At 53.5% G+C, this 6396-nt stretch carries 8 protein-coding genes; 3 read left to right on the top strand and 5 right to left on the bottom strand.

All coding sequences use genetic code 11. From position 1 onward, the window contains the following. Window positions 1-74: 74 nt before the first annotated feature. Entirely contained in the window at window positions 75-722 is a 648-nt protein-coding gene (msrA, locus tag AACY49_RS09750) for a peptide-methionine (S)-S-oxide reductase MsrA (RefSeq protein ID WP_339523295.1), read from the top strand. A 155-nt stretch (window positions 723-877) separates the two neighbouring features. Here msrA and AACY49_RS09755 read toward each other — a convergent pair whose 3' ends face one another. Beyond that, complete coding sequence (locus AACY49_RS09755; protein ID WP_008009107.1) at window positions 878-1717, bottom strand: 23S rRNA (adenine(2030)-N(6))-methyltransferase RlmJ; 840 nt, start codon at window positions 1715-1717, stop codon at window positions 878-880. A gap of 305 nt (window positions 1718-2022) precedes the next feature. Between AACY49_RS09755 and AACY49_RS09760 the strand changes: the two genes are divergently transcribed. Both AACY49_RS09760 and AACY49_RS09765 read left to right on the top strand, forming a co-directional pair. Beyond that, window positions 2023-2586 carry a type VI secretion system amidase effector protein Tae4 gene (locus AACY49_RS09760; RefSeq protein ID WP_258697882.1) on the top strand — a complete coding sequence of 188 codons (564 nt, stop codon included), beginning with the start codon at window positions 2023-2025 and terminating at the stop codon, window positions 2584-2586. Further along, a complete protein-coding gene (locus tag AACY49_RS09765; protein WP_258697883.1) occupies window positions 2583-2999 on the top strand; it encodes a type VI secretion system amidase immunity protein Tai4 in 417 nt (138 codons plus the stop codon). Before AACY49_RS09760 ends, AACY49_RS09765 begins: the two co-directional genes overlap by 4 nt. A gap of 68 nt (window positions 3000-3067) precedes the next feature. Here the strand turns inward: AACY49_RS09765 and AACY49_RS09770 are convergent, their stop codons facing one another. The 4 genes from AACY49_RS09770 to AACY49_RS09785 form a co-directional block, all read right to left on the bottom strand. Next, window positions 3068-3385 (bottom strand): hypothetical protein, encoded by a 318-nt coding sequence (locus AACY49_RS09770; protein ID WP_258697884.1) that lies wholly within the window; start codon window positions 3383-3385, stop codon window positions 3068-3070. Window positions 3386-3762: 377 nt separating this feature from the next. After that, on the bottom strand, window positions 3763-4161 hold the full coding sequence (locus tag AACY49_RS09775) for a hypothetical protein (protein WP_339523300.1): 399 nt from the start codon (window positions 4159-4161) through the stop codon (window positions 3763-3765). 95 nt (window positions 4162-4256) lie between these two features. Then, a complete protein-coding gene (locus AACY49_RS09780) occupies window positions 4257-4613 on the bottom strand; it encodes a hypothetical protein (protein ID WP_258697886.1) in 357 nt (118 codons plus the stop codon). Continuing rightward, a partial coding sequence (locus AACY49_RS09785) for an RHS repeat domain-containing protein (protein ID WP_339523302.1) occupies window positions 4613-6396 on the bottom strand: 1784 nt, incomplete at its 5' end. The genes AACY49_RS09780 and AACY49_RS09785, both read right to left, overlap by 1 nt.

Here is a 6396-nt window from a genome sequence, read left to right on the forward strand (position 1 = left end):
GTGCGTAACTGACCGGCATTAGGCACACTGGCAGTCTGTTTATTTACATCTCAACCTGACTGAGAGGACTGATCATGGTTCTGCGCTCGGAAATCCTGGTGAACAAAAACGTGCTCCCGACTAAAGAACAAGCTCTGCCTGGCCGCGAAACCCCGATGACCGTCCCGGAGAAACACTTCGTCCACGACGCGCCACTGCTGGGCCCGTTTGCGATGGACGTGGATTTCGCGATCTTCGGCCTGGGCTGCTTCTGGGGCGCGGAGCGCAAGTTCTGGCAGCGCGAAGGCGTGGTCAGTACGGCGGTGGGTTACGCCGGCGGCTTTACGCCAAACCCGACGTATGAAGAAGTCTGCTCGGGCCTGACCGGCCACAGCGAAGTGGTACTGGTGGTCTACGAGCCGGCAAAAGTCAGCTACGAACAGCTGCTGAAGATGTTCTGGGAACTGCACAACCCGACCCAGGGCATGCGCCAGGGCAACGACATCGGCACCCAGTACCGCTCGGTGATCTATGCCACCAACCCGGCGCAACTGGCTGCGGCCAAGCACAGCGAGCAAGTATTCCAGGTCGAGCTGACCAAGGCTGGCAAAGGCACCATCACCACCGAAATCGAAGAAGCGCCGACGTTCTACTTCGCCGAGGCGTATCACCAGCAGTACCTGGCCAAGAACCCCGAAGGCTACTGTGGGATTGGCGGTACTGGCGTAACGTGCCCGATCTGATTTTCGGGCCCTGAAAGCATCGTCGGATCGCCGCCCGGACCAAGCCCGCTCCCACAAGGTGATGTGTCTGACCACTATGTTGTGATCGACATAACACCCTGTGGGAGCGGGCTTGCCCGCGATGGCGTCGGATCAGACGCCACTAATGCAATGTATCAACTCTCGGCAATCAACCAATCCATCTGCCACCCACCCTGAGTCTGCCCAAGTTTCTTGGACAACCACGGCAGCAACTCACGCAATTCCTCCTCCAGCCCCCATGGCGGATTGGCAATCGCCAACCCCGAACCATTCAGGCTATTGGGCGTATCCAGCGGATGCACCAGCAACTCCACCCGCAACAACTTCGGCGCGCCCGTGCCGGCCAAGTCCTGATAAAAACGCCGCAACATGCGCTGGTCCTTCACCGGATACCAGATCGCCGCCACCGTCTGCCGCATCCGGCCAATCGCTTCTTTCAACGACGCCGCACAACGCTGCATCTCATCGAGCTGCTCGAACGGCGGATCAATCAACATCACTGCCCGCTTCTCCTGCACCGGCAACATCGCACGCGGCACATGCCAGCCTTCGCCCAAGTGAACCTTCACCCGACGATCACCGGCCATGTTGTCCTTGAGCAGCAAGCCGTCTTCGGGGTGCTTCTCATTGAGCATCAGCCGATCCTGCGGCCGCGTCAGCCGCCGCGCCAACTCCGGCGACCCCGGGTAATAGCGCAACTGGCCATCCGGGTTCATGTCGTGCAGCACCTTCATGTAATCGGCAGTCAGCGCCGGCAAATCCGGCTGATCCCACAACCGCGCGATGCCTTCCAGGTACTCACCGGTACGACTGGCCTGATCGCCCTGAAGGTCATACAGACCAATACCGGCGTGAGTGTCGAGATAGGCAAACGGCTGCTCCTTGCGCGACATCAGGGCGATGAGGCGGGTCAAAGTCAGGTGTTTGAACACATCGGCGTGATTGCCGGCATGGAAGGCGTGACGATAATTCATGATTGCTCCTGCGAAGGCCGGGAAGTTTACCTTGTACGGCGCAGAACGTCAGGGGTTCGCGGCTGAGCGGGCAATCTGCCCGGCAATCACCCCAACGCAGAAGCAAGAAAACGATCACACCCCCCGTAGGAGCTGCCGGAGGCTGCGATCTTTTGATCTTGCTTCTGCGACAAGGGGACTTGCCCCCGCTGTGAGCTGGACGCCTCATAAAACAGCTACTATTCAAGAGCAGTTGGAGCCAAAGGCGTGACTATCATTCCGAGCGCATTTGGAAGCGAAGCTATCAACATGGAAGGTGAAGCATAATGGCTATCAATTCTGACGACGCCTCATTCAGCATCTCTATTAAAAGACCCCGTTTTAGCAATTTATGGAACGCATACGCAGAAGTAGGACATAAGTCATCCATAGATGTTTATGGCCTTGTCGGAGGCCCCGTCGAAGCGGCAAGGGCAGACAAGCCTGACGCCTATGCAAATGCTTGCGCCTTAAGAATAAGCAGGGCATTTAACTACGGCGGATACAAAATACCCAAAGGCACAATCATACCCAATACCCCTATCTATCGGCTTGCCGGAGCAGACAAACTCCCCTATATCATGAAAGTGGTAGATTTTCTTGCCTTCCTGAAACATAAGTGGGGCGAACCCGACCACACAATAACCCAAAGCAATTTGAGTTATATAAATGGCAAGAAAGGCGTCATCATTATGGAAATCGCCGGATGGAGCGACGCAACAGGGCATGCAACCCTTTGGGATGGGGGCATGACCGGTGACGACAGCGACTACCATCGGCAAGACAGCCATACTTATGACAATCCAAATGTAAAATTAAAAAAGATAAATTTCTGGAAATTGAAGGAATGACACGCTCACGGGCAATTCTGCTTTTACTTCTATTCATTTCGGGCCGAGCGATATCTGCGGAAGCGTATATCGACAAAGCTCGGGAAACATTGAAAGACTATGGATTAGCCAACTGCATATCCAGCCAATTCAAAGGCGAATCAGAAATAAAATCTGATATAGGCCTCGCCATTGGGGCCTACTCAGCAATGGGAAAAGGCCAGCATCTAATAATACAAAATGAAGACACCCTGGAAGTCACACACAATCCATACATGGAAACCGAAAAATTCATGCTTGACGCCTACACAAACTTTTCATCGGTCAGCAAACACTCAGATAAAAAAATGGTTTTTTACGCTTGCCTTGAGATTTACAACTCCGAAGAGCTGAACACGTTCATAAAATCTCAGGATCAATATTTACCAAAATAAACGCTAAAAATCGAAAAATACATGATCCTTCCTACAGCCATGTGGGAAGGATCACCGTCTCGCCAATGTTACGGTTGCGCCCGTAACCGTCGCCCAATCACATCCAGCACATCACAGCCATCGCGCAATGGAATGGCGCAGAGCAAGGCAAAATCGCTGAGAATGAAGGACTCACACTCGACCGAACCGCGCATCGATATGTTCTCAAGCACCTGAGTGACTGCGCGAATTCGGTAGTTGCCAGCGTCATGCAAAACATCGAGCGGCGCGTGGGTATCGACGAACAGGGTGGGCATGTCGGTGCAGTTGCTGGTGAGGGCCATGAAGCGGTTGTCGGGGTGAGGGATTGGCTTTTCGTAGGGTGGATCAGGTGTAAGAGTTTTCATTTTTGAGAGACCTTGGTGGATGAATTCAAGCTACCACCGGCCTTTCCTACGGGCTTGGGTGGCAGCCGTACGCGAGAGTAGGAAACTGAGGAGATCCACCAAAACTCAGCCACGCCGAAGCGTGTCCCGCGTACAGCCGCCGCGAACGATGTTACGGACACAAATTAAGTGCCGCAATCAAACGACAGCGCTGATGCGCGGTGAATTTCCAAGGGTTCCTACACCCTGCCACTGCATATGCAGCGACAGCCAAAGACTATCCATGGATCTCACCTCGCACCAGTTCATGGAAACCGATACGTTTTGAAGGAAACTTCCGACGACCTTGCCCAGAAATTTCGCTGCCGTGCCTCCTCTGTCACCAAGTAGATTGGTCTTCAAGACTGGCCTTGTGTAAGGTCGGCTTTCCATTCTTCGCTTGCCAACTTATATATATCTTCAAAAAATCCACGAGGATCGTCTATCTCTGTTTCATCCCAAGCCATAGATGTATTGGCGTCGTAGTCGCTTTCAAACTGAGTAGAAAAATCAAAGTCTGGCAGCTTCAAAGCCTCCTCAAGCACCTTGAACATCAAGAATCTGTGCCTACAAGTAAGATCATCAAAATCATTTAGCAGAAACCCCCTGATAATCTTCTCTCTGTCATCCTTGTTATTTGGATCATATGCCGACAAAGTAACGCCCAGAGTATCCTCAAGATCATAAGTAGAAATACCTCCCAGCCAATACGAAAGCAAAGGCTCAAACGGAAGATCAAACAAAGGCCACTTCAACATTGCACTCATCCTAATCAAGGGCAGACCGAAATGGGACGACCGAAATGGGACAGATTTATTTGATACTATCTCCCTCCAATAACTTCAGGCATAATTCACGCTCCATTACTTTCCGACTGATAACACTTCAAACGATCCAGCAAAACTTCCATAAACCGACGCTGATCTTTAACCTCATCATCAAAGTACGTATCCACCCTTGTGAACACCTCATCAAAGTTTTCCCCCATATCTAAGTAATACAGTATCGTATCGATAAACCATTGACGCTCATCTGCCCGATACACTAGAAAATCTGGCTTCAGCAAAAGATCAAACAACTCAGCCAACTCACGATCATCATTTACATCTTTAGATACTATTATTTTTTCTCTTTCTTCACTTTTTGTATTTTCGATATCAAAGGCAAAAAGCAAGCTTCTCAAAACAACCATGCTCGGTTTTGGCTTCATCACCTGAACTCCGTGTAAGACGTTATCGCATCACCATCGTCATTTAGTATGACAATAGCCTTGTTCTGCTCCCCATACTCAAGCCCTCTTCTTTTGTAGCCCTCGCCAACTTTACGCCCAAAATCTATTGGCTCTCTAGAATTCAAAAGACCACTTTGTCTAAATATTAGTTTCGCCCTGTAAATGGCATTTAGTTGATCCCGATGGGAAACAAACTTAGTCGCTGCACTTGGTATCACAGGCTGCCCCCTTCTCCTTCCCTCTGTATAAAACTTAATCTCACCCGTCGCGGGGTCCTTACCTGTACTCACACGATCCAGTTGAGATTGAAGAGTCGTTTGAGCTCCATGCCTTTGTAAAAAGTGAGCTTTATCTATCGAGTCTTCCATTTCTTTTAATCGTCTAAATGCAACCGCCTCCGCCAACTCATCAATCCGCGCCCTCCGCTGATCACCTGTCAGCTTCGGCAGCGCCGGCTCACCTTCATCAACCTTAGCGCCAGTCGTATCATCCGGCGCCCCACACCCAGGTTTGTTCGGTGGCGGACAATTCCCGCTCAACCCCAACGGATCCACCCACCCCGTCGGATTCGGCGTGTACTGGTACTGGTTCAGCCCACCCGCCAACTTGACCGGATCCGGCGTCAGATACCGACCAACCTCCGGATCATAGTACCGATGCCGGTTGTAGTGCAGGCCGCTTTCGACGTCGAAGTATTGCCCCTGAAAACGCAGCGGCTGATCGAGCTGCTCTCCCCCTCCGAACGCCAGATGCGTGACCTTGCCATAGGCGTTGTACTTCGCCGACCAAACGATCTCACCACCGTAATCCGTCAGTTCCTGCGGCGTACCGAGGTGATCGAGTTGGTAGTAGAACGGGCAAGCCTTGCGCGGGCCTTTGCCGTCGAGCATCGCCAGCGGACGGAAACTGCCCGGCTCGTAGACGTAGCTGCGGTAATGCTCGTGGCTACTTTCAGCGACGAGGTTGTCGCCCTGCCAGAAGAACTCGGTAGTTTTGCCGTCAACGGTTTTGGCGATGCGGCGGCCGAAGGCGTCGTAGCGGTAGCTTGAGCAACGACCGTCCGGGGTGGTGACGCCGATAAGCCGGTGCTGGCAGTCGTAGCGGTATTCGGTGACGAGTTTCTGTGCGGTGCCGCGGCGTTCGCGGATCAGGTTGCCGAAGGCGTCGTAGTCGTAGTGGCGGTCGCCCTGCATGAGTAGGCGATTACCGAGCACCTTCGCGGCGCCGGGGCGGTCCTGCATCAGCAGGTTGCCGGCAGGGTCGTGGGCGAAGGTTTCCGGTGGGTCGTCGCGGGTGTGGCGCACGCGGGTCAGGCGGTTGAGTGCGTCGTAGTAATAGCTGCGCTGGCCATGACGGCTGTCGGCGATGGTTGCCAGGTTGCCGTTGACCGCATACCCGTAATGGCGCATGTACAGCGGACTGGATTGCTGGTTGATGGCGTGGGCTTGTAACCGGCCTTGTTCGTCGTAGTGGTATTGGCTGGTGAGCTGACCTTGTTGACGCTGCTGTTCGCGGCCGAAGGCGAATTGGTGGGTGGTGAGGCGTGTGCCGTTGAGGTCAATGGCCGTCAGCGCGCCGCCCTTGGCGTGGTGGTAATCGAGCTTGCTGCCGTCCGGCAGACGCAGGCGGTTGAGTTGGCCGCAGGCGTCGTAGGCATAACGCAAGGTGCCCCAGCCCTGATGCTCGGTGATCAGGCGGTCCTGCTGGTCGTACTCGAATTCCAGCGGATGGTCGTGGCCGTCGTCGACACTGGTCAGTCGGC

It is taken from the genome of Pseudomonas sp. EL_65y_Pfl2_R96 (assembly GCF_963970905.1).
Taxonomy (GTDB): domain Bacteria; phylum Pseudomonadota; class Gammaproteobacteria; order Pseudomonadales; family Pseudomonadaceae; genus Aquipseudomonas.